Source organism: Mesorhizobium sp. WSM4884 (assembly GCF_029625675.1).
Lineage (GTDB): Bacteria > Pseudomonadota > Alphaproteobacteria > Rhizobiales > Rhizobiaceae > Mesorhizobium.
In genome coordinates this window covers 292097-317548 of sequence record NZ_JARTVO010000008.1, presented here as the reverse complement: position 1 = coordinate 317548, position 25452 = coordinate 292097, and the positions used below count along the sequence as shown (strand labels likewise).

General features: G+C 64.1%; 21 protein-coding genes. 8 read left to right on the top strand and 13 right to left on the bottom strand.

The features are described from left to right. The first annotated feature begins 452 nt into the window (after positions 1-452). On the top strand, positions 453-1448 hold the full coding sequence (galE, locus tag P9236_RS15945; RefSeq protein ID WP_278075582.1) for a UDP-glucose 4-epimerase GalE: 996 nt from the start codon (positions 453-455) through the stop codon (positions 1446-1448). Positions 1449-1662: 214 nt separating this feature from the next. Then, complete coding sequence (locus P9236_RS15940; RefSeq protein ID WP_278075581.1) at positions 1663-2919, top strand: D-amino acid dehydrogenase; 1257 nt, start codon at positions 1663-1665, stop codon at positions 2917-2919. A gap of 133 nt (positions 2920-3052) precedes the next feature. On the opposite strand, the gene P9236_RS15935 is transcribed toward P9236_RS15940, so the two are convergent. The 7 genes from P9236_RS15935 to P9236_RS15905 all read right to left on the bottom strand — a co-directional run bounded on the left by P9236_RS15935 (position 3053) and on the right by P9236_RS15905 (position 10210). After that, positions 3053-4423 (bottom strand): FGGY-family carbohydrate kinase, encoded by a 1371-nt coding sequence (locus tag P9236_RS15935; RefSeq protein WP_278075580.1) that lies wholly within the window; start codon positions 4421-4423, stop codon positions 3053-3055. After that, positions 4420-4734 carry an L-rhamnose mutarotase gene (gene rhaM / locus P9236_RS15930; protein WP_278075596.1) on the bottom strand — a complete coding sequence of 105 codons (315 nt, stop codon included), beginning with the start codon at positions 4732-4734 and terminating at the stop codon, positions 4420-4422. The genes P9236_RS15935 and rhaM overlap by 4 nt, the downstream gene beginning before the upstream one ends. Beyond that, positions 4734-5735, bottom strand: a complete 1002-nt coding sequence (locus P9236_RS15925) for an ABC transporter permease (protein ID WP_278075579.1) — start codon at positions 5733-5735, stop codon at positions 4734-4736. Before P9236_RS15925 ends, rhaM begins: the two co-directional genes overlap by 1 nt. Then, positions 5732-6709, bottom strand: a complete 978-nt coding sequence (locus P9236_RS15920; RefSeq protein WP_278075578.1) for an ABC transporter permease — start codon at positions 6707-6709, stop codon at positions 5732-5734. Before P9236_RS15920 ends, P9236_RS15925 begins: the two co-directional genes overlap by 4 nt. Next, complete coding sequence (locus P9236_RS15915) at positions 6706-8265, bottom strand: sugar ABC transporter ATP-binding protein (RefSeq protein WP_278075577.1); 1560 nt, start codon at positions 8263-8265, stop codon at positions 6706-6708. The genes P9236_RS15920 and P9236_RS15915 overlap by 4 nt, the downstream gene beginning before the upstream one ends. An 84-nt stretch (positions 8266-8349) precedes the next feature. Continuing rightward, complete coding sequence (gene rhaS / locus P9236_RS15910) at positions 8350-9345, bottom strand: rhamnose ABC transporter substrate-binding protein (RefSeq protein ID WP_278075576.1); 996 nt, start codon at positions 9343-9345, stop codon at positions 8350-8352. A 55-nt stretch (positions 9346-9400) separates the two neighbouring features. Then, entirely contained in the window at positions 9401-10210 is an 810-nt protein-coding gene (locus P9236_RS15905) for a DeoR/GlpR family DNA-binding transcription regulator (RefSeq protein ID WP_278075575.1), read from the bottom strand. Positions 10211-10397: 187 nt separating this feature from the next. On the opposite strand from P9236_RS15905, the gene P9236_RS15900 reads away from it, so the two are divergent. The 3 genes from P9236_RS15900 to ggt all read left to right on the top strand — a co-directional run bounded on the left by P9236_RS15900 (position 10398) and on the right by ggt (position 15726). After that, positions 10398-12500 carry a bifunctional rhamnulose-1-phosphate aldolase/short-chain dehydrogenase gene (locus P9236_RS15900; RefSeq protein WP_278075574.1) on the top strand — a complete coding sequence of 701 codons (2103 nt, stop codon included), beginning with the start codon at positions 10398-10400 and terminating at the stop codon, positions 12498-12500. Between the two features lie 96 nt (positions 12501-12596). Beyond that, positions 12597-13889 (top strand): L-rhamnose catabolism isomerase, encoded by a 1293-nt coding sequence (gene rhaI, locus P9236_RS15895; RefSeq protein WP_278075573.1) that lies wholly within the window; start codon positions 12597-12599, stop codon positions 13887-13889. A 97-nt stretch (positions 13890-13986) separates the two neighbouring features. Then, entirely contained in the window at positions 13987-15726 is a 1740-nt protein-coding gene (gene ggt, locus P9236_RS15890; RefSeq protein ID WP_278075572.1) for a gamma-glutamyltransferase, read from the top strand. Between the two features lie 56 nt (positions 15727-15782). On the opposite strand, the gene P9236_RS15885 is transcribed toward ggt, so the two are convergent. The 3 genes from P9236_RS15885 to P9236_RS15875 form a co-directional block, all read right to left on the bottom strand. Beyond that, positions 15783-16130, bottom strand: coding sequence for a hypothetical protein (locus tag P9236_RS15885; RefSeq protein WP_278075571.1), 348 nt, complete (start codon positions 16128-16130; stop codon positions 15783-15785). Positions 16131-16249: 119 nt separating this feature from the next. Beyond that, positions 16250-17638, bottom strand: coding sequence for a sigma-54 dependent transcriptional regulator (locus tag P9236_RS15880; RefSeq protein ID WP_278075570.1), 1389 nt, complete (start codon positions 17636-17638; stop codon positions 16250-16252). After that, positions 17635-19497 carry an ATP-binding protein gene (locus tag P9236_RS15875; protein WP_278075569.1) on the bottom strand — a complete coding sequence of 621 codons (1863 nt, stop codon included), beginning with the start codon at positions 19495-19497 and terminating at the stop codon, positions 17635-17637. Before P9236_RS15875 ends, P9236_RS15880 begins: the two co-directional genes overlap by 4 nt. A 235-nt stretch (positions 19498-19732) precedes the next feature. Here P9236_RS15875 and P9236_RS15870 point away from each other — a divergent pair, with 235 nt between their 5' ends. After that, positions 19733-21067, top strand: a complete 1335-nt coding sequence (locus P9236_RS15870; protein ID WP_278075568.1) for a dicarboxylate/amino acid:cation symporter — start codon at positions 19733-19735, stop codon at positions 21065-21067. A gap of 128 nt (positions 21068-21195) precedes the next feature. Beyond that, entirely contained in the window at positions 21196-21777 is a 582-nt protein-coding gene (locus P9236_RS15865) for a histidine phosphatase family protein (protein ID WP_278075567.1), read from the top strand. A gap of 269 nt (positions 21778-22046) precedes the next feature. Here the strand turns inward: P9236_RS15865 and P9236_RS15860 are convergent, their stop codons facing one another. The 3 genes from P9236_RS15860 to P9236_RS15850 form a co-directional block, all read right to left on the bottom strand. After that, a complete protein-coding gene (locus P9236_RS15860; protein ID WP_278075566.1) occupies positions 22047-22838 on the bottom strand; it encodes a pseudouridine synthase in 792 nt (263 codons plus the stop codon). After that, the gene (locus P9236_RS15855; RefSeq protein WP_278075565.1) at positions 22835-23320 is read right to left on the bottom strand and encodes a hypothetical protein; all 486 of its coding nucleotides are present in this window, start codon (positions 23318-23320) and stop codon (positions 22835-22837) included. Before P9236_RS15855 ends, P9236_RS15860 begins: the two co-directional genes overlap by 4 nt. Before the next feature lie 118 nt (positions 23321-23438). After that, positions 23439-23879, bottom strand: a complete 441-nt coding sequence (locus P9236_RS15850) for a hypothetical protein (RefSeq protein WP_278075564.1) — start codon at positions 23877-23879, stop codon at positions 23439-23441. A 311-nt stretch (positions 23880-24190) separates the two neighbouring features. On the opposite strand from P9236_RS15850, the gene P9236_RS15845 reads away from it, so the two are divergent. Continuing rightward, the gene (locus P9236_RS15845) at positions 24191-25444 is read left to right on the top strand and encodes a sarcosine oxidase subunit beta family protein (protein WP_278075563.1); all 1254 of its coding nucleotides are present in this window, start codon (positions 24191-24193) and stop codon (positions 25442-25444) included. Positions 25445-25452: the final 8 nt, after the last annotated feature.

Below are 25452 nucleotides of genomic sequence, written 5' to 3'. Positions count from 1 at the left end.
AGGTCGGCGAAGACGCGGTAGCGCCGCTCCGCATGGAGCTGCTCGATCGCATCTTCGAAGAACCGCTGGTAATTCATGTCGGCTTCCCAATTTTGCGGCGGATCATAGTCACTGCCCCATACCACGTCCACCGGACCCAACCGGTCAAAATGCCACGCCCCGGGCCTGTTCCTAACGATGTGGGATCGTGGCCTATTCCCGACTGTTTGATGCAGTTTTGTTTCAGTACGATGCCTCGGACGGGAGGAACTGTTACGGACTTAACATTCAGGGAGGCTAATGCATATCGCCCAAAAGTGCACAGCGGCCTTGGGGAACGACATGCGTCGAAACAAAACGTAAAGCGCGTCGACTGTATCCATTTCGACGCGCTTTAACGGGCTTGTGGCGGGGTTTCCAGCACGGCGGCTGTTGAGACAGTTTCCGATAAATCTTGATCAGCGAGGTATCAGATGACGGTTTTGGTGACGGGCGGTGCCGGTTATATCGGCAGCCACATGGTTTGGGAGCTTTTGGACGCCGGCGAGAGCGTCGTCGTGCTCGACCGGCTCTCCACCGGCTTCGAATGGGCGGTGGCGCCCGAGGCGAAGTTGGTTGTCGGCGACGTCGCCGATCGCGAACTGGTCGGGCAGATCATCCGCGAAAACAAGGTCGACGCCATCATCCACTTCGCCGGCTCGATCGTGGTGCCGGAATCGGTCGCGGATCCGCTCGGCTATTACGAGAACAACACCTGCAAGACCCGCACCCTGATCGAAACTGCAGTGCGTGAGGGCGTACCGCATTTCATCTTTTCCTCCACCGCTGCCGTCTATGGCGGCGCCGGGCTGGAGCCGGTGCGTGAGGATGCGCGGCTGGCGCCGGAATCGCCCTACGGGCTTTCCAAGCTGATGAGCGAATGGATGCTGCGCGATGCGGCGATCGCGCATGACATCCGCTACACGGCGCTGCGCTATTTCAACGTCGCCGGCGCCGATCCCAAGGGCCGCACTGGACAGTCGACGCCCGGCGCCACGCATCTGATCAAGGTCGCCTGCGAAACCGCGCTAGGCAAGCGGCCCTTCATGCAGGTCTTCGGCAAGGACTACCCGACGCCGGACGGCACCTGCATCCGCGACTACATCCATGTCAGCGATCTGGCGGCGGCGCACCGGCTGGCGCTGCAGCGGCTGCGCGAGGGCGGAGAGAGCCTCGTCGCCAATTGCGGCTACAGCCACGGCTATTCGGTTCTCGAAGTGATCGAAAGCGTGCGCCGCGCCTTCGGCCATGATTTCGATGTCCGCATGGGTGATCGACGCCCGGGTGACGCCGCCGCGGTGGTCGCCAATTCCGACCTTGCCCGCAAGGAATTCGGCTGGACGCCGCAGCGCGACGATCTCGACCAGATCGTCAGGGATGCGCTGGCCTGGGAGCGTATTTTGACCGGCAAGAACTCGGCGCGGAGCTAGAGCAATTCCAGGAAAAGTGCGTAGCGGTTTTCCGTCCGGAATTGCGTCAAAACAAACAGATAGAGCGGTTCGCCGTTTCCGTGAAACGGTGAAATGCTCTAGCCACGGCAAGCTGTTGGGCCAAGGGCTCGCAGAGCGCCTTCATACGCGGTATTGAGGCTCCTTCAGGGCGGTGCGCCGATATGCACCGCTGGCATGATCCTCGAGGGGCGGTATGAAGGTCCTGGTGCTCGGAGCCGGCGTCGTGGGCACGGCGGCTGCCTACTATCTGGCTAAAGACGGTCATGAGGTGACGGTGATCGAGCGCCATGAGGCGGCGGCGCGCGGCACCAGCCAGTCCAATGCCGGCCTGGTTTCGCCGGGCGATGCCACCGCCTGGGCCTCGCCCGCGGCGCTGAAGACCTTCCTGCGCGGGCTCTGGAACCATGATCTCGGCATCAAGGTCAGGCTGCGCCTCGATCCTTATTTCTATGCCTGGAGCCTGCGCTTCCTGCGCGAATGCACGGTTGCGCGGCTGCGCGCCAACACCAACGTCAAGCTCCGGCTCGCGCTCTATTCGCGCCAGTGCATCAATGCCCTCTCGGACGCGACCGGCATCCGTTACGACGAGCGCAAGAAAGGCATCCTCTACTTCTTTCGGTCGCAGAAAAGCCTGGACACCGGCACCGACAACTACCGATACCTCGGCGAGCATGGCCTGCCGATCGAGATTGTCGGCCGCGACCGGCTGGTCGAGCTGGAGCCTGGCCTCGCCAGCGTGAAGGACAAGATCGCCGGCGGGGTCTATTCCCCGATCGACCAGACCGGCGATTCCAAGCAGTTCGTCGACAAGCTCGCCGCCTATGCGGCCGAAGAGCTCGGCGTCAAATTCATGTTCGGCACGACGGTCGAAGGTCTCGATATCGAGGGCGACCGGGTGCGCGCTGTCATGACCTCCGCCGGTCCGGTCACGGGCGACGCCATAATCATCTCCATGGGGCCGGAAAGCGGCCTCATCGGCCGCCGCTACGGTATCGACCTGCCGGTCTATCCGGTGAAAGGCTATACCGCGACCATTCCGCTGGACGACGAGAGCAAAGGGCCGACCATGGGCGGCGCGGACGAGGACCGGCTGATCGGCTATTCGAGGCTGGGCAATCGCTTGCGGATGTCCTCGACGGCGGAATTCACCGGCTTCGACCGTTCGTTCAAGCCGCGCGATTTCAGAACCATCCTGGACACCGGCAAGGACCTGTTCCCGGGCGCCTTCGACGAGAAGAAGGCTTTGTTGTGGGCCGGCTTAAGGCCGATGATGCCGAATTCGGTTCCTATCTTCGGTCAGGCGAAATACCGCAACCTCTATCTCGATACCGGCCACGGCCATCTCGGCTGGACCATGGCCTGCGGCTCGGGAAAATTCCTGTCCGATCTTGTCGCCGGCCGCAAGCCGGAGATCGATCCGCAGGGCCTGCTCTACGGCACCGCGGGCTGAGAAACCTCGGCGACAATTGGCGAAATCGTCGACGACAGCTTCCCTCTTCCCGTCACTATACGGGGAGAGATGCCGGCAGGCAGGTGAGGGGCAGTGCCGCCCTCGCAGGCAATGGCGAGCATCACGGCGCCGATCACATCCTGACGGCCTCCTGCCAGGCATGCACATAGCCGTTCCAGACACGCTCGGCCGGCGGGTCGGTTCGCTGGCCCTTGCTCATCACGATAGCGTCATCCGACGCCAGCAGCGCCGCGCCGATGCTGGTCCCGGTCGATGTTTCCGACGCAACGACCGGCCTGCCTGTCGCCGCCGCCAGCATGCGGATGAAAAGCCGGTTCTGCGCGAACGGTCCCTCGACCGTCGTCGGCCCGTCGCCGCCGATCAGCTCGAGGCAGCTCGCGGTCATCAGCGCCAGATAGAACGAGATGGCGGCGAAGCGCTGGCCGGAGCTCGAATTCTCTCCATTGCGCCACTGCGCGATCCGATGCGGGAACGGTCCGGAACCTTGCTGGGTGGAAGGCAGCAGCAAAACCTGTCGCGTCAGCACGGCGCTGACGTCGTCCTCTGTCCAGTCGACCGGCTGGCCATCGGTGAGCCGCGAGAACTCGCGTCCGCCCATGAAGCGCGCCGACGGCACGGGGTCGCCGAGCGCGTTGACGTTGACCAGCGTGTCGCGCGCCGGGTCGAGCTCGACCTTCCGGCCACCGACCGCCATCGACACCACCCAGGTTCCGGTCGAGACGACGGTGAAGGGCGGCCGATCGGATAACAGATGCGGCAGCAGCGATGCGTTGGAATCATGCACGCCGCAGCACACCGGCGTTTGCGGGTCGAGCCCGGTCCGTTGCGCGATCAGCGGCAGGATCGGTCCCAATCGATCCTTCGCCGCCCGCACCGGCGCCATCAGCCGGCGCCAGTCCATTCTGTCGACCATCGACGAGTAGTCGGCCCGCCACGGGTTCCACAGGTCGGTATGGCAGCCGAGTGAGGTCACTTCATTGGCCGAGACGCCGGTCAGTCGCAGCGCCCAATATTGCGGGTACATTAGGATCGCGGTCACCTTGGCGAATTCGGCCGGAAAGCGCTTCTGCTGAAAGAATAGCTGGGCGCCGATGTTCAGTCCGGCCGGCAGGCGCGGCGTGCCGGTCTCGGCAAACGGCGGCCGGACGGCGTCATAGTCCTGCGTCAGTTCGTCGATGCCGGCAAATTCATAGTCGATCACCGGTAGCGCAAGCCCGCCTTCGGCATCGACCAGCACCGCCGTCGCGCCATGGGTGGTGATCGAGACGGCATCGATGCGCTGCTCGCGGTTGATGTCCGCTAGGCTGTCCAGGATGAAAGTCCAGAGGCGCTCGACATCGTGATGCGGGTAGGGGACGTCCGCGATGACGGCATTGGCCGTGCGGCGAAGCGCCGTCTCGGTCATGCTCTCAAGGTCGACCAGCGCCACCTTGGCGTTGGTCTTGCCGATATCGATGACGGCAATGGTACGAGGCGCGCTCATGCCATATGGAACATTGTTTCCAGCGGCACGGCCACCGGCTCGTTGTCGGCCTTTGTCTCCATGACGTCGGCCATATGCTCCCACCAGCGCTGCATCACAGGATGCTTCGGCAAATCCGCCATACTGTGGTCGTCGCGGCGCCACAGCACCCCGAACAGGATGTTGGTCTCCTCGTCGAGATGGATCGAATAGTCGGAAATGCCGGCCTCTTTCAGCAGCACCACCAGCGACGACCAGATCTCGTCATGGCGGCGCCTGTACTCTGCCTTCATGCCGGGATTGAGCTTCATCTTGAAGGCATATTTTTCTATCAGGCGAAGTGTCCTTCGCGCAGCCGCCGCCAGACGATCGGCAATGCGATGACGATGATCAAAAGCAGGCCGATGAAGATCGACATGACGATGCCCGGCACGTTGAGCAGGCCGAGGCCGAAGGTCACCAGCCCCATGATGAAGGCGGCGAGCACGACGCCGAGGATGCTGCCGGCGCCACCGAGGATCGACACACCCCCAAGCACCACCATGGTGATCGCTTCCAGCTCATAGCCCTGCGCGATCGAGGGCCTTGTCGAGCCGAGCCGCGAGGTGATCAGCACCGCGGCGATGCCCGACATCAGCCCGGTCAGGCAGAACAGGATGAACTTGATGCGGCCGACGCGCACGCCAGAGAACTGGCAGGCGACCGGATTGTTGCCGATGGCGAAGACCTTTCGCCCAAAACTCGTGCGATGCAGCACGAACCAGTAGATCAGCGCCGCCAAAAGGAACAGCGCCAGCTCGAACGAGAAAACCCACCAGACATAGCCCTGGCCGAAGAAGGCAAAGCTTGCAGGATAGCCTTTATAGGCCTGGTCGCCGAGGATGATGAAGGCGATGCCGCGGAACAGGCTCATCGTGCCGATGGTGACGACGATCGAGGGCAGGCCGAGCCTGGTGACGAGCAGCCCGTTGAAGGCGCCGCAACCGAGCCCGACAACGATGCCGATCGCGACCAGCACCGGCGTGCCGGCACCGGCCTGTACGGCCATGCCCATCATCGTCGAGGCGAGCGCCACGATCGCCGCGACCGAAAGGTCGATCTCGCCGGAGATGATCAACAGCGCCATGGCGAGCGCGATCAGGCCCTTTTCGGTAAAGTTGAAGGTTAGGTCCGACAGCGACCACGGGTCGAGGAAATAGGGCGAGGCGAGGCTGTTGACCGCGAAGATGAGAACCGCGATGACGACGAGCAGCGCTTCCCAGGAAAAGATCGCGGAAGAGAGCGGCTTGTCGAGCCGGTCGGGAATATGGCGCGGGTGAGGGGTGTCGGTCATGCCGCTCCCGCCTTTTTCAGGATAATGCGGCCCTGCCGGCGCTCGCCGCGGGCGTTGAGCACCACGGCCAGGATGATGGCGCTGCCCGAGATCGCCATCTGCCAGAAGGGCGAGATGTTGATGACCGGCAGCGCGTTGGAGATGATGCCGAGGAACAGCGCGCCGAGCACCGCGCCGCCGACCGAGCCGATGCCGCCGGCGATGGAGATGCCGCCGATGACGCAGGCGGCGATGATGTTGAGCTCATAGCCGTTGGCGACCTCGACCGAGGCGATTACGTAACGTGAGATCCAGAGATAGCCGGCAAGCCCGCCGATCATGCCGGAAATGCAGAAGACGATGAATTTGGTGCGGCCGACATCGATGCCCGCATAGACCGACGCGGTCGGGTTGACGCCGATGGCATGGATCGAGCGGCCGAGCGCCGTACGCGTCATCACCAGGAAGAACAGAGCAATGACGGCGATCGCGATCCAGGACAGCACCGGCAGGCCGAGGAAGGCGGCGCGCTGGAAATTGATGAAGTCGGGGCTCATCTGGTCGGCATTGACCCAGGCGCCGCCGGAAACGACGAAGGTCGCGCCGCGATAGATGGTGAGCGTGCCGAGCGTGACTACGATCGAGGGGATGTTCAATCGCCACACCAGGAAGCCGTTGATCGCGCCGAGCATCAGCCCGACGGCCAAAGCAATGACGATCAGCACCGGGATCGGGATCGCCGGATGCGCGGCGTTCAGCATCGCCACCACCATGCCGGTGAAGCAGAGGTTGGATGCCATCGACAGATCGATCGAGCGCGTCAGGATCACCACCATCTGGCCGAGCGCCAGGATCATCAGGATCGAGGTATCGTTGAACACCTGGCGCAGATTGGCGGGGTCGGCGAAACCGGGGAAGCGCGTGGAAATCACGCCGATCAGCAGCACGATGCCGGCGAGCAGCCAGATCTCGCGATATTTGAGAAAATTCTTCATGCCGCGATCCCCGCCGCCGTCCGAACCAGCGTCTCGGCGTCGAGCCCCTTATTGTCGTAGGTCGCGGCGATGCGGCCTTCGCGCATCACCACGACACGATCCGACATGCCGAGGATCTCGGGCAGCTCCGACGACACCATGATCACCGATAGTCCCTGCGCGACAAGCTCTGCCATGAAGCCGTGCACGGCGGCCTTCGAGCCGATGTCGATGCCCTTGGTCGGCTCGTCGAGGATGATCACCTTCGGCGTCGTCGCCAACCATTTGGCGATGACCACCTTCTGCTGGTTGCCGCCGGACAGCGTGCCGACATCCTGGCTGAGCGATGAGGCGCGCAGATCCAGTCGCTCGGTGTAGGAGCGGGCAAGGGAGAATTCTTCCGCCAGCCTCAGCACCCCGGATTTCGAAGTGCGCTTGAGCGAAGGCAGCGACACGTTCTGGAAGATCGGCAGGCCGATCACCACGCCCTGCTTGCCCCGCTCTTCCGGCACGTAGACGATGCCGGCTCCGATCGAATCCGCAGCCGATTTCGGCGCGATGGACTGGCCGTCGAGCGAAATGGTACCTCGGCTCGTGCGGGTAATGCCGGCAATCGCCTGCATCACCTCGCTGCGTCCGGCGCCGACCAGGCCGTAGAAGCCGAGGATCTCACCCTTGCGCAATTCGAAGCCGATGTCGTCGAACTCGGTCGGATGCGACAGGCCGGAGACTGCAAGCACCGGCGCGCCGATCTTCGATTCGCGCTGCGGAAAAATGTGGTCGACGTTGCGGCCGACCATCATGCGCACGATCTCGTTCTGGCCGGCATTCTTGAGCAGGCCTTCGCCGACCATCTCGCCGTCGCGGAAGACGGTGTAGCGGTCGGCGATGCGGTAGATCTCGTCGAACTTGTGGCTGATGAAGAGCACCGCCTTGCCGTCGCTCTTCAGGAATTCGATCAAGAGGAAAAGCTCCTCGATCTCCTTCATCGACAGTGCCGCTGTCGGCTCGTCCATGATGACGATGCGCGCGTCGATCGACATCGCGCGAGCAACGGCTACGAGGTGCTTGTTGGCGATGCCGAGATCCTTCAGCCGCGCGTCGGCATCGATGTGGCCGGCGCGCATCGTCTCCAGCACCTCGCGCGCGTTTCTGCGCATGGTGCGCCAGTCGATGGTGCCGAAGCGGGTGCGCGGCGCATGGCCGAGGAAGATGTTCTCGGCGACCGACAGGTCGTCGAACAGCACCGTCTCCTGATGGATGGCGGTGATGCCGTGACCGAAGGCGGCATGCGCGCTGGGCAGCGTCGTCACTTGGCCGTCTATGCTGATTTCGCCGCTATCGGGCTGGTAGATGCCGGTCATGATCTTGACCAGCGTCGACTTGCCGGCGCCGTTCTCGCCGATCAGCGCGGTCACCTGACCCGGATAGAGCGAAAGGCTGACATTGTGCAGGGCGCGAACGCCGGGGAAGCTTTTGGAGATACCCGAAAGAGTCAGACGCGGGCTGGCGCTTGGGGTCGAGCTTGACGGCCCAGGCCGCGCCGTCTCCATTTTGCGTTGGGCTGTCGTGTCCATATCCGTATCAGGCCCTGAGAGAAGGTCCGCTTGATGTTGCGGCGGGACAATTGTCCCGCCGCGTGAGCATTAAGTCGACCAGGATCAATAGATCTTGGAGAACTTCTCGATGTTGGTCTTGTCGAACTGGAAGGGCGGGGCCATCGCAGCCGAGTTGGTGTCGTCGAGCGTCACCTTGCCGACGCGGCCGATCGACAGCGTGGCGCCGGGCTTGGCCTCTTCCTTCTTCACCGCCAGGTCATGAGCGAGATAGATCGCCGAGTAGCCGAGGTCGATCGGGTTCCACAGCGCAACCGCTTGGGATGCGCCGTTGTCGATAAACTTCTTGAACTCCGACGGCAGCGCGAGGCCGGTGACGTTGACCTTGCCGATCAGGCCTTCGTCGGTCACTACCTGCGCAGCCGCAACGACACCCACCGTGGTCGGCGCGATGATCGCCTTGAGGTTCGGATAGGATTTCAACAGGCCCTTGGCCTCGTCGGTGCTCTTGGCCGAATCGTCGTCGCCGTAGACGGTGGCGACCAGCTTGATCTTCGGGAACTTCTCCGGCAGCACCTTCTTGGCCGCTTCGATCCAGGAGTTCTGGTTGGTCGCGGTCGAGGAGGCCGACAGGATGGCGACGTCGCCGCCTTCCGGCAGATAGTCGGCGGCGAGCTTGATGATGGTTTCGCCGATCAGGTTGGTGTCGGACGGGTTGAGGTGAAGCTGGCGGCCTTCCTTGGCCACGCCGGAGTCCCACGAGATCACGGTGATGCCGCGATCCATCGCCTTCTTCAGCACCGGCACCAGCGCGTCGGCATCATTGGCCGAGACGGCGATCGCGTTAACCTTCTGAGCGATCAGCGAGTTGATCACCTCGATCTGCGCTTCCGCCGTCGCCTTGGTCGGGCCGGTATAGATGACGGTGACATCGCCAAGTTCCTTGGCCGCTTCCTCGGCGCCCTTGTTGGCGGCGTCGAAGAAGCCATTGCCGAGCGACTTCACCACCAGCGCGATCTTGACGTTCTCGGCATAGGCGGCATTCACGAACATGGCGGCGGAAAAGGCCGCCGTTACCAGCAGTTTCTTCAAAAAGCTCATCGAATATCCTCCCTTGAGCGTTGCATTCCATCGCCGCTGCGGGCGTGACTTTCCCTCAGGCCTGCAGTGAAGATTCTTCCTTGTCGCTTGATTGTTTGCTGGCGACGATCAGCGCCACGCCTGCTGTCTCCAGCATCTTGGCTTCTCGGTCCTCGATGCCGTCGTCGGTGATCACGGTCGCGATGCGCGACAGCCCGCACAGGATCAGGCTGGAGCGCTTGCGGAACTTCGAGGAGTCGACCAGCACCACCAGCTCGTCGGCCTGGTCGATCAGCTTCTGCTCGGCCTGGATCAGCAGTGGGTCGCCTTCCATCAGCCCGAGCGGTCCGAGCCCCTGCGCGCCCATGAACATGCGGCGCGCGTAGAAATTGCGCGTCACGTCGTTGTCGAAAGGCGACAGGATGATGTTCTGCTCGCGGTAGATCGTGCCGCCCGACAGCATCACCGTGTTCTTCGAGTGCTTGAGCAGATGCTCGGCGATCGGGAAGGAGTTGGTGAAGATCGGCATGCGGCGTCCGGTCAGGAAATGCACCATCTGGAAAGTGGTGGTGCCGCCATTGATGATGATCGGCTCGCCGTCCTTGCACAGGTTCACCGCTTCCCGCGCGATCGCCCGCTTCTGTGCGGCGTTCAGTGTCTCGTTGACCGAGAAGGGTCGGCCGGCCAGGCCGATGAACTGCGGCGGCGAGATCGCCTCGGCGCCGCCGCGCACCCGGCGCAGCCGCTTTTGCACATGCAGGGCCGCGATGTCGCGGCGGATCGTCGCCTCGGAGGAGTCCGTCAGCTCGACCATCTCCTGCACCGTCACCACAGGCTTTTCCTGGACGGCGGACAGAATGATCCTATGGCGCTCTTTTTCGTGCATGGTTCCTCCCTGCCCAGGCATCTAGGCACTCAAAACGAGCAGTGTCAATCATTTCCGATCACATATTTTCATTGTGCAGCGCAATATGATCGATATTGATCGTTTATGATTGACAACTAGCCCGCTTGCGTAGACATTCCCGACGAAAAGAGGAGCGCGCCGTTCGTGCTCCAAAGGGAGGTTACCTATGCTCGACAAGCGCTCCGGCTCGCGCCTCGCCAATCTGTGGGATGATGCAAGAGCCGAAGGGATGAGCGGTCCCGAGCTTCTGGTCTATCGCTCGAACACGCTCGGCTCCGACAAGCGCGTCACCAACTACGGCGGCGGCAACACCTCGTCCAAGGTCTGGCAGAAGGACCCGCTGACCGGCGAGGAGGTCGAGGTTCTGTGGGTCAAGGGCTCTGGCGGCGACAGCGCCTCGATCAAGCTGGACGGTTTCGCCACCCTCTACATGGACAAGCTGCGCACCATTAAGGGGCTCTACCGCGGCGTCGAGCATGAGGACGAGATGGTGGGCTATCTGCCCCACTGCACCTTCAACCTCAATCCGCGCGCGGCCTCGATCGACACGCCGCTGCACGCTTACGTGCCGAAGCCTCATGTCGACCACATGCATCCCGACGCTATCATCGCCATTGCCGCCGCCAAGAATTCGAAGGCGATCACGAAGGAGATCTTCGGCGATGTCATCGGCTGGCTGCCGTGGAAGCGGCCTGGTTTCGAGCTCGGCCTCTGGCTGGAGAAATTCTGTCTCGAAAACCCGGATGCCAAAGGCGTGGTTCTGGAAAGCCACGGACTGTTCACCTGGGGTGACACGCCGAAGGAGTGCTACGAGACGACGATCTCCGTGATCAACCAGGCGATCGACTGGTTCGAGCGCCAGTCGCAAGGCAAGGCGATCTTCGGCGGTGAGTTGGTGAAGTCGCTCGACGCGCCGGCGCGCCGCGCCATCGCCGCGAAGCTGATGCCGAGGATCCGCGGCCTGATCTCGGAAAAGAGCCACAAGCTCGGCCATTTCGACGATCAGCCGGCGGTGCTCGAATTCGTCAATTCTAAGGATCTGCGGCCGCTGGCTGCGCTCGGCACGTCTTGCCCCGACCATTTCCTGCGCACCAAGATCCGCCCGCTGGTGATCGAGTTCGATCCGGCAAAGCCGGATGTCGATGCCGTCATCGCGCGCCTCGCCGACGACATTGCCGCCTATCGCGTCGGCTACCAGGCCTACTATGACAGCTGCAAGCATGCGGACTCGCCCGCCATTCGCGATCCCAATGCCGTCGTCTATCTCATGCCCGGCGTCGGCATGTTCACCTTCGCCGGCGACAAGGCGACGGCGCGTATCTCCGGCGAATTCTACGTCAACGCCATCAACGTCATGCGCGGCGCCTCGACGGTCTCGTCCTATGTCGGCCTGCCGGCGCAAGAAGCGTTCGACATCGAATACTGGCAGCTTGAGGAAGCCAAGCTCCAGCGCCTGCCGAAGCCGAAGGCGCTGGCCGGGCAGATCGCGCTGGTCACCGGCGGCGCCGGCGGCATCGGCCGCGCCACCGCCAACCGGCTGCTGCGCGAAGGCGCCTGCGTGGTGCTGGCCGATATCGATGAGGCCGCGCTCGCCGGCGCCCACGAAGAGCTGTCGAAGGCCTACGGCAAAGACTTCGTCCGTCCGGTGCGCATCGACGTCACGTCCGAGGACCAGGTGAGTGCCGGCTTCGCCGAAACTGCGGTCGAGTTCGGCGGCATCGACATGCTGGTCTCCAATGCGGGCCTGGCGTCCTCGGCGCCCATCGAGGAAACGACACTCGCGCTGTGGAACCGGAACATGGACATCCTGTCGACCGGCTATTTCCTGGTTTCCCGCGAGGCCTTCCGGCTCTTCCGCGCCCAGAAGATCGGCGGCAATGTCGTCTTCGTCGCATCCAAGAACGGCTTGGCTGCGTCGCCCAACGCGGCCGCTTACTGCACCGCCAAGGCGGCCGAGATTCATCTGGCGCGCTGCCTCGCGCTGGAAGGGGCGGAAGCGCAGATCAGGGTCAACGTCGTCAATCCGGACGCCGTGCTGCGCGGCTCCAAGATCTGGAGCGGCGAATGGAAGGAGCAGCGCGCCGCCGCCTACAAGATGTCGACTGACGACCTCGAGGAGCATTACCGCTCGCGCTCCATGCTCAAGCGCTCGGTGTTCCCGGAAGACATTGCCGAAGCGATCTATTTCTTCGCCTCCGACATGTCGGCCAAATCGACCGGCAACATCATCAATGTCGACGCCGGCAACGCGCAGAGCTTTACGCGCTAAATTGGGGCGCTTCCCTTCTCCCCGTTCACGGGGAGAAGGTACCGGCAGGCGGATGAGGGGCAGCGCCGGCCGAACGCATTCTTGGGAGGAATAGCCTTGTCCGAAACCATTATCTCCGCCGACCTTGTCGCCAGGCACAACGCCGCCCGCAAATCCGACCTCGAGCGCGACTACGCTTCGCTAGGCGAGCGTTTCGACCGGCGCGGCATCGCCATCGACGCCATCCGCGATAAGGTCGAGAAATTCGGCGTTGCGATTCCGTCCTGGGGTGTCGGCACCGGCGGCACGCGCTTTGCCCGCTTTCCCGGCGCCGGCGAGCCGCGCGACATCTTCGACAAGATCGAGGACTGCGCCGTCATCCGCCAGCTGACGCAGGCGACGCCCACCGTCTCGCTGCACATTCCGTGGGACAAGGCCGATCCGAACCGGCTGAAGCAGGCCGCCTCCCGCTTCGGCCTCGGCTTCGACGCCATGAACTCCAATACCTTCTCCGACGCCAAGGACCAGAAGCTCTCCTACAAGTTCGGCTCGCTCTCGCATGCCGATGCCGGCACGCGCCGCCAGGCAGTAGAGCACAACCTCGAATGCATCGAGATCGGCAGGACGCTCGGCTCGAAGGCGCTGACGGTGTGGATCGGCGACGGCTCGAATTTCCCTGGTCAGGTCAATTTCGCAAAAGCCTTCGAGCGCTATCTCGACGCCATGCGGGAGATCTATGCCGGTCTGCCGGACGACTGGCGGCTGTTCACCGAGCACAAGATGTACGAGCCGGCCTTCTATTCGACGGTCGTGCAGGACTGGGGCACCAACTACATCATCGCCAAGGAGCTCGGCGACAAGGCCTTCTGCCTGGTCGATCTCGGCCACCACGCGCCTAACGTCAACATCGAGATGATCGTGTCGCGGCTGATCCAGTTCGGCAAGCTCGGCGGCTTCCACTTCAACGATTCCAAATATGGCGACGACGACCTCGACGCCGGCTCGATCGATCCCTATCGGTTGTTCCTGGTCTTCAACGAATTGGTCGATGCCGAGCTCTCCGGCGCGAAAGAATTCAATCCCGCGCATATGCTCGACCAGAGTCACAACGTCACCGATCCGATCGAAAGCCTGATGCTGTCGGCGGTCGAGGTGCAGCGCGCCTATGCGCAGGCGCTGTTGGTCGACCGCAAGGCCCTGGAAGGTTTTCAGGAAGCGAACGACGCGCTGATGGCGACGCAGACGTTGAAGGCGGCCTACCGCACCGATGTCGAGCCGATCCTCGCCATGGCGCGGCTCAGGACCGGCGGCGCCATCGATCCGGTCTCCGCCTACCGCGAGGCCGGCTACCGGGCGAAGGTCGCGGCGGAGCGGCCGGCCGTCGCCAGCGGCGGTGGTGGCATCGTCTGACGCCTGACATTTGATTTGATAGGCGCCACCGCTAATGGCGGTGGACACGTTCTCGTTGAGGGGCTTTCCTAGGCGTCCTCACGCCCTGGAGCCCGCCATGCATCTCACTCGCCGGACGCTGATCGCCGTCAGCCTTTCGCTCACCTTTGCTTTCCTGCCATCGGCGGCGCTCTTCGCCGCGTCGCCTGCCCCGGCCAAGGGCGAGCACGGCATGGTGGTCACCGCCCAGCATCTCGCCACCGAGGTCGGCGTCGAGGTGTTGAAGAGAGGCGGCAACGCGGTCGATGCCGCTGTCGCGGTCGGCTATGCGCTGGCCGTCGTCTATCCCAACGCCGGCAATATCGGCGGCGGCGGCTTCATGACCATCCGGTTGAAGGACGGCCGCTCGACCTTCATCGACTTCCGCGAGCGCGCGCCGCTTGCCGCCACCAGGACCATGTATCTCGACAAGGACGGCAAGCCGATCAAGGGCGCCAGCCTCGATGGCTATCTCGCGGTCGGCGTGCCGGGCTCGGTCGCGGGCTTCGAGATGGCGCGCGGGAAATACGGAACCTTGTCCAGGCAGGATCTGATGGCGCCGGCCATCGCCTACGCCAAGGACGGCTTCGTCCTCAACCAGGGCGACGCTGCTTCCCTTGCCGGCAGCGCCGCGCGCTTGGCCAAGGACCCGGCGGCGGCCGCCATCTTCCTCAAGCCCGACGGCAAGCCCTACGGGATTGGCGAGCGGCTCACGCAGCCGGATCTCGCCGCCTCGCTTTCGGCGATCTCGGAAAAGGGGCCTGACGCCTTCTACAAGGGAGCGATTGCCGATGCGATCGTCAAGGCGAGCGGCGCCAAGGGCGGTATCCTCGCCAAGGGCGATTTCGAGCAATATGCCGTGCGCGAGCTGAAGCCGGCGACCTGTTCCTATCGCGGTTACGAGATCATCTCCTCGCCGCCGCCGAGTTCGGGCGGCGTCATCATCTGCGAGATCCTCAATGTGCTCGAGGGTTATCCGCTGTCCTATCTCGGCGCCGGCTCGGCCGAGACGGTCCATGTCATGGTCGAAGCCATGCGCCACGCCTATGTCGACCGCAATTCGGCGCTCGGCGATCCGGATTTCGTCGACAATCCGGTCTCGAAGCTGCTCGACAAGGGCTATGCCAAGGAAATCCGCGAAAAGATCGACCCGTTCCGCGCCGGCGTGTCGAAGGACCTGATGCCGAAGGGGTTCGGCGAGTCGAAGGAGACCACTCACTATTCGATCATCGACAAGGACGGCAACGCGGTCGCGGTCACCTATACGCTCAACGGCTCCTTCGGCGCCGGCGTGGTCGCCGACGGAACCGGAATCCTGCTCAACAACGAGATGGACGATTTCACCCAGAAGCCCGGCGTGCCCAACCTCTACGGCCTGGTCCAGGGCGAGGCCAACGCCATCCAGCCGAAGAAGACGCCTTTATCCTCGATGAGCCCGACGATCGTGACCAAGGACGGCAAGCCGTTCATGGTCATAGGCAGCCCGGGCGGCTCGCGCATCATCACCATCACGCTGGAGGCGATCGTCAACGTCATCGATCACGGCATGAACATCCAGGAGGCGATCGATGCGCCGCGCATCCACCATCAATGGCTGCCCGACACCGTCTATGTCGAGCCTTTCGGGCTTTCGCCCGACACCGAAAGGCTGCTGGCCGGCATGGGTTACCATCTCGATCTCAGCGACCAGACATGGGGGCAGGCGGCCGGCATATTGGTTGGCGGCAAGAGCTTGGGCGAAATCGAGAAGGGCGGCGGCGCCCGCTACAACGGCGCCATCGACAGCCGCGCCGCTTCCGGCGAGGCGCTGGGCTATTAGAGCATGATCCCAAAAAGTGAGAACCGGTTTTTGGAAAAGATCATGCTCGGATAGGATTACGCGACAAGCGTGATGGTCGAGGCGATCAGCAGCACGGCGGCGATGCCGACGAACAGCGCATAGATGCGCGGCCGGTCGAGCAGCAGCGCATTGCCCGAAATCCAGGCCGAAGTGGCGCCGCCGAGCGCGAACAGGAAGCCGTTGCGGTGGCCGAAGGTCATGGAGGCGGCCATCAGCCCGCCGATGATCAGCGCGCCGAACACGATGATGACGGCAACGGCGTATTTCTCGAAATCGTTGCCGCTGCCCATCGCCGGCCCCATGGCGTTGAGATTCGGCAGATCGTCCGGATCGAAGGGGCTGGCCGAGCCGTATTCGTCTTGACCGAGGGATTCGCGCATCATTCGTTCTCCGCTGAGCGGCAACAAACCATCAACGCTTGCCAATGGCAACCGGCAACGCCATCGGGGTCATGCGTTCGCCGTACGGCTGGTGCCAACGTGCCACGGTTTCCTGGACAGGCTCAACGGTCTGGGGTTCGATCGGGTTCCACAAGCTTGATCTGTCTGGAAAAATCGCTGCGCACGATGCCGTGCCGCTGCAGCTTGTCGTAGAAGGTCTTGCGCGGGATGCCGAGCGCCTCGATCGTGCGCCGGACGTCGCCGTCGTTGCGACCAAGTGTCTCGCGGATGATCTCGGCCTCGTAGCGTTCGAGCCGTTCCGGCAAGGGCATGGCGGCGTCCGAATCGCTCGGCTGAGCGGAAGGGCTGCCCTCGATCTCCTCCAATCCGAGCACGAAGCGCTCGGCGAAATGGGCGAGCTCGCGGACATTGCCCGGCCAATCATGTTCCTTAAGATGATGCTGGACGGCAGCCGGCGCCGCGGGCACCGGGCGGTGAAAGCGGGTCGCGGCGCGCTCCGCGAAATAGCCGAACAAAAGCGGCACGTCGTCCCGGCGCTCACGCAGTGGCGGGATCGAGAGCGTCACGACATTGAGCCGATAGTAGAGGTCCTCGCGGAAAGCGCCGCGCTGGCCTGGATCGCCGAGATCGACCTTGGCCGCGGCAACGACGCGCAAGTCGACCGGCCGGACCTCGTTGGTGCCGAGCGGCGTCACCTCGCGCATTTCCAGCACGCGCAGCATCTGCACCTGCGTCGAAGGCGGCATGCTCTCGATCTCGTCGAGAAACAACGTGCCGCCGCTCGAATGCTCGATGCGGCCGACGCGCTTCTTCTGGGCGCCGGTAAAGGCGCCCGCCTCGTGGCCGAACAATTCGCTTTCGATCACCGTCTCCGGCAGCGTGCCGCAATTGAGTGCGACGAAATTGCCCTTGGCGCGGCGGCTCCAGCGGTGCAGCAGGTTCGCCACCACCTCCTTGCCGGAGCCGGTCTCGCCGGTCACAAGCACGTCGACATCGGTGTCGGCGATCTGCCTCAGCGTGCGGCGCAGCCGCTCCATCGCCGGCGTCTGGCCGATCAGCGGCAATCCCTCCTGCGCCTGCTCGGCCGCCTCGCGCAAGGCGCGGTTTTCCATCACCAGGCGGCGCTTTTCCGCCGCGCGCCACACGCTCTGTGCCAGCCGGTCGGCGGCGAAAGGCTTGGTGATGAAATCATAGGCGCCATCCTTGATCGCCTTGACCGCCATGGCGATGTCGCCATGGCCCGTGACCAGGATGACAGGGATGTCCGGATCGAGGTCGACCACTCTGTCGAAGAGCTGCAGGCCATCCATTTCGGGCATGCGGATGTCGGACACCACGACGCCGGCAAAGCCGGTATCGAGGCCGGCAAGTGCCTCGCTTGCCGAGGAGAAGGCCGAGACGGCAAAACCGGCGAGTTCCAGCGTCTGCTTCGTCGCCTTCAGGAGATCGCGGTCGTCATCGATCAGGATGACCGGATTGCCGTCTGTCATGTCGGGCCAGCCTTCGAGAGATGGATAGTGAAGCGGGTGCCGCTGCCGCTGCTCGCCACCTCGATGCGTCCGCCATAGTCGGCGACGATATCCTTGGAGATGACGAGGCCGAGGCCAATCCCCTTTTCCTTCGAGGTGTTGAAGGGCGTGAACAGCGACTTCAGGATCGTCGTCGGGATGCCCGGCCCGTTGTCCGACACCACCAGCGCCACCTCGCCGGACGTTTCTGAAGCGGACACTTCAACCCGCGCGTCGTCGCGGCCTTCGAGCGCTTCCAGGGCGTTCTGGAACAGGTTGATCAACACCTGCTCCAGCCGCAGCCGATTGCCCATTACTTTCAGCGTCCGCGGTGGCAGCGTGATCGCCAGCGCGTCCAGCCGCCCGGCAAAACGGCTCCTGAGCAGCACGACCGCGCCCTCGATGACGCTGCGCAGTTCGACCGGCTCGGCCGCCGTGCGGCCTTTGCGGGCGAAGGCTTTCAGCTCCTCGGTGATGGTTCCGATGCGCTCGGTCAGCGCGGCGATCGCGCCGAGATTCTCTTCCGCCGGCGCCGTCTGCTTGCGCTCAAGGAAGACACGCGCATTGTCGGCATAGGCGCGGATCGTCGCCACCGGCTGGTTGATCTCATGCGCGACGCCCGCGGCAACCTGGCCAAGGGTCGCAAGCCGGTTGGCCTGCACCAACTCCTGCTGCATGACCTGGAGCTTCGCTTCGGTGCTGCGATGATCGGCGATCTCGGCCTGCAGCCGGTCGCGCGCGAGGCTGAGGTCCTGCGTGCGCTCTATGACGCGGCGCTCGAGCTCGGCGCGTGCCGCCTGTTCCGCGGCGATCCGCATCTGGGCGGATTGCCGGCGCCACAGCAGATAGGCGCCCAAGGCGAGGAGCGGGACGAGGACGCCGAGCGCAAGCAATCGCATTTCGCGCTGGGCCGAGGCGACGGGCGCCTCCGCCGGAACGAGATAGTCGAGCCGCCACGGCGTCGAGGGCACAGCCGTGGACAGCCGCAGATACTCCGCGTCGCTGCCGCCAGGCGTGATGGCGTGGACCAGCGCGACATCGGCGCTGAGCGGTTGCGGCCTCGTGATAGGCAAGGGCACCAGCGGCGCCTCGCCGAACTGTTGGCTGGCGCGGATATCGGCCAGCGCCGGCTGGCCGAGCGGCGCCGTCGTCATGAAGCGCCAGGAGGGCACGCTGGTGATCAGCACCACGCCGTGCTCGTCGCTGACATAGGCGGGGCGGCTTGCCTCGTGCCAGTCGGCCTCGAGCTGGCCGAACTCCATCTTGACCACGACGACGCCGAGCGGCGCAGCGGCGCTTCCGACCCGGCGCGAAATATAGAGACCCGGGCGCTTGCTGGTATTGCCTAGCGCGAAATATTCGGCGGTTCCGGATTGCATCGCGCCAGAGAAATAAGCACGAAAACCGTAGTCGTTGCCGACGAAGCTCACCGGCTCGCGCCAGTTGCTGGAAGCGATCGCCAGCCCGTCCGTGCCGGTGACATAGAGCACCGAGGCCTTGGTGCCGGACACCAGCCCTTCGAGTTTGCGGTTGAGCACATCGATCGAGGCCGGGCTGCGCTCGGTGAGCGCGTCATGCACCTGCTGGTCTTCGGACAGAAGCAGCGGCAAGGCACGCGGATTTTCAAGCACCGCGCGCAGCAGCGCGACCTTGAGATTGGCATCGGTTCGCCCTTGCGCGGCCAAAGTCTCGATCTCGGTCGAGCGTCCGTAGAGGCCCGCGCCATAGAGCGCCGCCAGCGCGATGAGAAGCGCCACCGCCGCAAACAGAAGCCAGGCGCGCCGCGCCCGCCTTGCGAGCAGTTCGGGCGTCGAGGCGACGGCGGCGGGGCGTTGCAGCATGCCGCATTTGTGCATGATTTCGCACAAAGCACAATTCAATCTATGCGGATAGCCGCACGAGGTTCTCGGAATTGAGAGTCGTTCGGTCGAAAAAGGTGAACAGAATCAATATCGGGCGCGTCGAAACGGAATTTGGCACGCCTGTTGCAGCTGTGTCCGCAGCAGCCGTGAGGCTGTGGAGGTCAACTGCCCCAGGGAGGTCGAGCGTTTCGATCGGGGCTGAACGGAGGATACGATGCAGACAGCTATCGCTGCCGCCGAGCCGCGCGGCAAGGTTCCCTTCTACCGGCATCTCTATGTGCAGGTCCTGGCGGCGATCGCCGCCGGCATCCTGCTCGGCCATTTCTATCCCGACATCGGCGCCTCGCTGAAACCGCTCGGCGACGCCTTCATCAAGCTGGTCAAGATGGTGATCGCGCCGGTGATCTTCCTCACGGTCGCGACCGGCATCGCCGGCGTCTCCGACCTGCACAAGGTCGGCCGCGTCGCCGGCAAGGCGATGATCTACTTCCTCGTCTTCTCGACGCTGGCGCTGATCGTCGGCCTGGTCGTTTCAAATGTCGTCCAGCCCGGCGCCGGCATGCATATCAATCCGGCGACGCTCGACGCCTCGAAGGTCTCGACCTTCACCGAGAAGGCGCATGACACGACGATCGTCGGCTTCCTGATGAACATCATCCCCGACACCATCACCGGCGCCTTCGCGCAAGGCGACATCCTGCAGGTGCTGTTCTTCTCGGTGCTGTTCGGCGTGGCGCTGGCCCTCGTCGGCGAACGCGGCCGCCCGGTCGTCGATTTCCTGCAGGCGCTGACCGCGCCGATCTTCCGCCTTGTCGCCATCCTGATGAAGGCGGCGCCCATCGGCGCCTTCGGCGCCATGGCCTTCACCGTCGGCAAATACGGCATCGGCACGATCGCCAATCTCGCCATGCTGATCGGCACCTTCTATCTGACCTCGCTGCTCTTCGTGTTGGTCGTGCTGGGTGCGGTCGCATGGTGGAACGGCTTCTCCATCCTGGCGCTGATCCGCTACATCAAGGAAGAGCTGCTCCTGGTGCTCGGCACCTCGTCGTCGGAGGCGGCGCTGCCCGGCCTGATGGCCAAGATGGAGCGCGCTGGCTGCAACCGCTCGGTGGTCGGTCTTGTCATCCCGACCGGCTATTCCTTCAACCTCGACGGCACCAACATCTACATGACGCTGGCCGCACTCTTCATCGCCCAGGCGACCGACACGCCGCTCACTTTCGGCGATCAGATCCTGCTGCTCTTGGTCGCCATGCTGAGCTCCAAGGGCGCCGCTGGCATCACCGGCGCCGGGTTCATCACCTTGGCCGCCACGCTGTCGGTCGTGCCTTCGGTGCCGGTCGCCGGCATGGCGCTGATCCTCGGCGTCGACCGCTTCATGTCCGAATGCCGCGCGCTCACCAACTTCGTCGGCAACGCGGTAGCGACCATCGTCGTGGCGCGCTGGGAAGGCGAGCTCGACCAGAAGCAGTTCGCCGCCGCCATGGCCGGCCAGCTGCCGGAAGAAGCAGACCTCGCGTTGTCGGGCGGTCTCCAGCCAGCCTGATCGGCCAAGGCATCCTCCCACGCTTGGATGGGCCGTGGCTCTCGCCGCGGCCTGTTCTTTTTGCCATCCGCCGCATAGGGTGGCGCGGGCCGGTGCCGCCGGCATAAGATTGAACCGCGAGGCGGCGGATGAGCAGCGCGTTTCCCGAGATCTACCTTGTCCGCCATGGCGAGACGGAATGGAGCGCGTCTGGCAGGCACACCGGCCGCACCGACATTCCGCTGACCGCGAAGGGCGAAGAGGCCGCACGCGGTGTCGCCCATCGTCTCAAGGACCAGACCTTCCAGGTGGTCTGGTCGAGCCCGTCGCAACGCGCCTTCGACACCTGCCGGCTCGCCGGCTTCGGCGAGCGTGCCGAGAAGAAGGCCGACCTGCAGGAGTGGGATTACGGCGCCTATGAAGGCATGACGACCGAGCAGATCCTTATCGGACGCTCCGGCTGGCAGCTGTTTCGCGACGGCTGCCCAGGCGGCGAGACCGCCGCCGATGTCGGCGCCAGGGCCGACGCGATCATCGCCGAGGCTCGCACCGTTACCGGCAACGTGCTCATCTTCTCCAGCTCACATTTCCTGCGCGTGCTTGCGGCGCGCTGGGTCGGCCTGCTGCCTGAGGGCGGCGCCCATTTCGTGCTTGACACGGCAAGTCTCAGCATTCTCGGCTACGAGCACGATCTGACCGAGCCGGTGATCCGGCGGTGGAACCAGGGTTAGCGCCGGCGAGGAACACAACGGCGCAAGGGTGAGATCTGTCGTGATCCTTCGCGCCCCCCTCTGCCCTGCCGGACATCTCCCCCACAAGGAAGGAGATTGGCAGCTTTGGCGCCCCGCTCGATCCTGCGACGCTGGCGATTGGCGAAGGCTGCGGCGACGTTCGATCTCCCCCCAAGTGGGGAGATGTCCGGCAGGACAGAGGGGGGCGCCGTCGCGCCAGCGTCTCAAGGTTTCTCCGCCGGCAACGCCGATGGTCGCGGGAACCGGCGTTAGGCTGCCAGCATCGCCAACTCTTCGGCCGTCAGGTGCCGCGCCTTGCCTTTCGCGAGATCGCCGAGCTGCAGTCGCCCGATCGCCACCCTGACCAGCCTGAGCACCTCGAAGTCAAAGGCGCCGAGCAGGCGGCGGATCTGGCGGTTGCGGCCTTCGTCGAGCACGATTTCCAGCCACGCCGTGCGCCCGCCGCTGCGCAAGAGCCCGATCGAGCTTGCCGTCAGCAACTCGCCATCGACGACAGCGCCTTGGCGGAACCGCTCGAGCATCGTCTCGTCAGGGGCGGAAGCGACCTGCACGTGATAGGTCTTGGCGACATGCGACGCCGGGTCGAGCAGTGCGTTCGCCCAGCGCGTGTCGTTGGTCATCAAAAGCAGACCTTCGCTCGCTTTGTCGAGACGACCGACCGGCGACACAAAGGGCAGGTCGAGACCGGCAAGGCAGTCATAGACGGTGCCGCGTCCTTCAGGATCGTCGCGCGTGGTGACCAGCCCGCGCTGCTTGTTGAGCATCAGATAGACCTTGCGCTCGGCAATGACCCTTTCACCATCGACGGTGATGCGATCGCGGTCGAGATCGACGCGCAGCGATGGATCTCGCGCGACCTTGCCGGCCACGCGCACGCGCCCTTCTGCCACCAGCAACTCGGCCTGCTTGCGCGAACAGAGTCCCAGCTTCGACAGCGCACGGGCAAGGCTGACTTTCCCTGCGACGGATCGTCCAAAACTGTCGGGTGGGTGTGGCAAGGATTCTGCTTTCGAACTCGACTGCCGACGCTGCGAGGTCATGGTTCCGGCGGTGCGCTCAACCGCCGGTAAGGGATGCCGTCGAAGGTTGCCGTCACGAAGCTCTTGACCGACATCTTGCGCTTGCGCCCGTCGCTGCATGCATAGACCGGCCAGCCGGCCTCGCTGCATTCGCTTGCGGCGCACATGCGCGCGAGGCAGTTGCCCAAGGTCAGCCGGAAACCGCCCTTGCCGGCGAAGCCTTGCAGAAGGCTGCCGTCGGCCGAGCGCCACGTCCGCTGGCGGAATTCCGGCCGCAAAGCCAATGGTTCGAGAGCGGTGGCGAGGTTGGCCGTGCCGGTACGCGCCATGAGCTGAAGACGGTAGCGGGCCATTCCCGTCGCGTAGGCAGTCACAAGGTCGGACTCGGCCAAATAGGCGGACGTCAGACCGGTGTTGTCGATCAGATGAGCCAGTCGCCCGCCTGCGTCCGTCGGCCTCACCAGGGCAACAAGGGCGACAAAGGCCAGGCAAGCGCGCAACATCTCGATTTCCAGCAGCCATGCATTTCCGGCGTGCCAGCGCCCCCGGCTGCCTTCCATACCATCTCGCCAATTGATGCGCGGTGCAAGCGGCTGCGGCTGCAGGAGATAACGGAACGTCTCAGCCGTTAGGAGAGGGCGGCAGCTCGAACAGGGTGGCGCCGTTCTCCCGTCCTTGCTCGACATAGCCGATGACCCGGAACCATCTTGCGACATCCGGCCCGTGCAGCCAACTGCGCGAGTGTACGGGGAGGTTGCCGGCAAGAGCCTGGATATGGCGGATGTGACGCTTGCAGAAGCGAACGGTTGCGGCTCTGAAGAAGTCTTCCTGTGCGGCGAACAGCGTGTCGGCCGCGTCGCCGTGCTCATGCCAGGCGATGATGGCGACGGCCTTGTCGCCTTCGACCAGCGCATGCGCCCGGCCCTCCTTCAGGTTCATCATCAGATTGTCGTAGGCGGCCTTGCTGTCCTTGCCGGCCGCCAGGTACTCGTCCGACATCCGCTTGGAGAGGTCGCGGAAAACATCCTCGAGGTCTCCGACCGTCGCTGCGCGTGCTCTCATTTCTCCTCCTGAAAGCCCGGGAGGCAGTTTGCCCTATCGATAGGGGATCACCAAGCAAATGAAATCCGCCATCGGCCAGATACGCGCAAATGCATTTCGCATCGCCGAATGGACACAGGTGTACATTCAAGCTAAGTTCCCGCCGAGAAGGCGACGGCCTTCGTCGATCCGAGCGGGACGGAATGGATCATGGACCTTCGAGGGCGGGGTGAGGGGATTGCACAGGTTTGGCATTGCACGACCGACGCGGCGGCTCGATGCCACTTCGCGCCGATGCGATGCCAGTCGCGCGATGATGCGGGCTTGAGTGCATGACAAGACACTATTCAGCGCTTTCACTCTTCAAGGAAGGTGTCGCCGGCCAGACCGGCTGGGAAAAGGCCTGGCGCTCGCCTGAGCCCAAACCGCGCTATGACGCCATCATCATCGGTGGCGGTGGCCATGGCCTCGCCACGGCGTACTATCTGGCAAAGAACCACGGCGTCACGAACGTGGCGTTGCTCGAGAAGGGCTGGATAGGCGGCGGCAACACCGGACGCAACACCACCGTGGTGCGCTCCAACTATTTCTATCCCGAAAGCGCGGCGATCTATGGGCTGGCGCACAGCCTCTACAAGACGCTCTCCAAGGATCTGAACTACAATGTGATGTTTTCCGCGCGCGGCATCCTCACGCTGGCGCATAGCGAAGCGGGAATGGAAACCGCGGCGCGCAGCGTCAACGCCATCCAGATCAACGGCATCGACTGCGAATTGTTCTCGGTCGAGGACGTGCGGCGCGTCGTGCCGATCTACAATTTCAGCCCGGATGCCCGCTACCCGGTCTATGGCGGCACCTGGCAGCCGAGCGGCGGCACCGCCCGTCACGATGCCGTCGCCTGGGGCTATGCCCGTGCGGCAAGCCGTCTCGGCATCGACATCATCCAGAACTGCGAGATCACCGACTTCATCATCGAGAACGGGCGTTGCCGCGGCGTCGTCACGTCGCGCGGTGCGATCCGGGCCGAGCGTACGGGTATGGCGGTGGCTGGCCATTCGTCGGTGCTGGCGGCGAAGGCAGGGTTCCGGCTGCCGGTCAACTCCTATGCGCTGCAGGCCTGCGTGTCCGAGCCGGTGAAGCCGATCCTCGACACGGTGGTGATTTCGCCGGACACAGGCGTCTATGTCAGCCAGTCGGACAAGGGCGAACTGGTGATCGGCGGCGCGCTCGATCGCATCCCATCCTACGGCCAGCGCGGCAACCTGCCGGTGCTGGAGGGCGTAATCGCCGGCATGCTCGACATGTTCCCGATCTTCGGCCAGCTGAAGATGATGCGGCAATGGGCAGGCATCGTCGACGTGGTCCCGGATTCCTCGCCCATCATCGGTGAATCGCCGCTGCCCGGCCTGTTCCTCAATTGCGGCTGGGGCACGGGCGGCTTCAAGGCGATCCCGGCCGGCGGCACGCTGCTTGCCCATCTGCTTGCCACCGGCACGCATCACGACATCAGCCGGCCATTCGATCTCAACCGCTTCGCCCGTGGCCGGCTGATCGACGAGGCCGCCGGCTCCGGCATTGCCCATTGAAGGTGTAG